General features: G+C 73.0%; 2 protein-coding genes. One reads left to right on the top strand and one right to left on the bottom strand.

The window, feature by feature from the left end; all coding sequences use genetic code 11:
* Window positions 1-792 (top strand): ROK family protein (locus HW445_RS28625; RefSeq protein ID WP_180223749.1); only part of this gene is annotated, 792 nt, incomplete at its 5' end.
* A gap of 13 nt (window positions 793-805) precedes the next feature.
* Here the strand turns inward: HW445_RS28625 and HW445_RS28630 are convergent.
* Window positions 806-2,002 (bottom strand): PQQ-binding-like beta-propeller repeat protein (locus tag HW445_RS28630; RefSeq protein ID WP_257231343.1); only part of this gene is annotated, 1,197 nt, incomplete at its 5' end.

Here is a 2,002-nt window from a genome sequence, read left to right on the forward strand (position 1 = left end):
GGCCTGCGGTGCGTGGGGGCCGGGCTCGCGGTGCCGTTCGCGGTGACCGAGCCGGACGGCGTGGCGCTCAACCCGCTGCTCCTCGCCTGGCCGGCCGGAGCCCCCGTGCGGGACGTCTTCGTCGCGTGCCTGCGTGCCGCCGGGATCGAGGTGCCCGTCTTCGTCGGCAACGACATGAACCTCACGGCGCTCGCCGAGCACCGGCACGCCGCCGGGCGCGGCGCCGACCACCTCCTGTGCGTCGCCACCGGCCACCAGGGCGTCGGCGGCGCCCTGGTGCTGGACGGCCGCCTGCACACCGGGAGTTCGGGGCTCGCCCTGGAGGTCGGACACCTCACCGTCGACTCCGACGGCCGCCCCTGCCACTGCGGCAGCCGCGGCTGCCTCGACGTGGAGACCGACCCCCTGGCCTTCCTCGCCGTGCTCGGACGTGAACCGGGCCCCGAAGGGTCCCTGCTGCGGCAGGCCGAGGACCTGATCCGGGACGGCTACGGCCACGACCGCGCGGTGCGGGCGGCGGTGCACGCGCTGATCGACCGGCTGGGCCTGGGCCTGGCCGGCCTGGTCAACATCCTGAATCCGGACCGGATCATCCTCGGCGGACTCCACCGGGCGTTGCTGGAGGCCGATCCCGGGCGGCTGCACTCGGTGGTGGCCCGGCGCAGCCTGTGGGGGCAGAGCGCCGCCGTCCCGCTCCAGGGATGCACCCTGCCCTTCAACAGTCTGGTGGGGGCCGCGGAACTGGCCTGGCAGCCGGTGTTCGACGACCCCCTGGCGGTGCTCGAGGGCTGACGCGGGGCCGGTGTCAGACCGGGAGAGCCGTCAGACGCTTGCCGTGCAGGCAGAAGACGCCGGTCCCGGTGGTGGTGACGAACCACTCGTCGAGCTCGCCGGAGCCGTCGTTGTACGTCCAGAGGTAGTCGCCGGTCTTCACGTCGAGCGCGTAGACGCCGCCCCGGTCGTTCAACTCCGTGGCCGCGTACAGGACGTCGCCCGCCAGCGCGAAGTGCCACGGGCTGGTGGCCTCCCGCTCGGACAGGCCGGTGTTCTCCCAGGCGACGTCGCCGGTCCGCGGGTCGAGGGCGAACAGCTTGCGGTTGGTGTCCGAGACGTACAGGACGCCGTCCAGCACGGTGGGGCCGACGAACTTGGTGAACTCGTCGGCCGTCAGCGACCACCGGTCCTTCCCGGTGGCGAGGTCGACCGCCAGCAGCTTCCCGTCGTCCGCGAGGATCACCAGATCCCCTTCCACGGCGAACCGCTGGTAGTTGAACTCGCTGATCTTCCGCGTCCACACCTGCTGTCCGGTGGAGGTGTCGCGCACCGTCAGGTTCTTCCGGTAGTCCGTGTAGACCAGGTGCCGCCCCCGCGCGGCCGCGATGATGCCGTGCTCCTCCGTGCCGGCGTCACGCCGCTCCTTCCACACGGCCCGTCCCGAAGCGGTGTCGATCGCCGCGATCACGTTCCGGTCGGTCAGCTCACCGTTCTCCACCTCCTCGGCGATCACGTAGACCTGGGTGTCGTCCACGGCGATCACCCGGGGGTCTCCGTACGCGCCGCCGAGCCTGCTGCGCCAGGTCTCCTCGCCGGTGGCCGGATCGATGCCGACCACGTCCCCGTCGTACTGGCCGCTGGCGAGGTACAGCGTGCCGCCTCCCAGGAGCATCTGCGCGCCCGGCACGGTCAGCTCCTCCCGGGACCACAGCTCCTTGCCGGTGGCCGCGTCGAAGCCCTTGAGCGGGTCACCGGTGGCTATCACCACGCCGTCCGCCACCACGAGGGCATGGACGACGCCCATGGCCTGCGCGGTGGTGTCCTTCTGCCACAACGGCCGGGGCGCGCCGCCCTTGCCGGAGCCCTCGCCACCGCCCTTGGCGTCGTCCTTCCCGGCTCCTGCGGTGCCGGTCCCCGAGGAGGGGTCCTCGTCCTCGGCACGGCAGCCGGCGGCAGCGGTGAGCGCGGCCAGCCCGAGACCCGCCCCGGCGAGGCGCAGCAGGGCGCG

The organism is Streptomyces sp. UH6, assembly GCF_013421635.1.
Classification (GTDB): Bacteria; Actinomycetota; Actinomycetes; order Streptomycetales; family Streptomycetaceae; genus Streptomyces; species Streptomyces abyssomicinicus.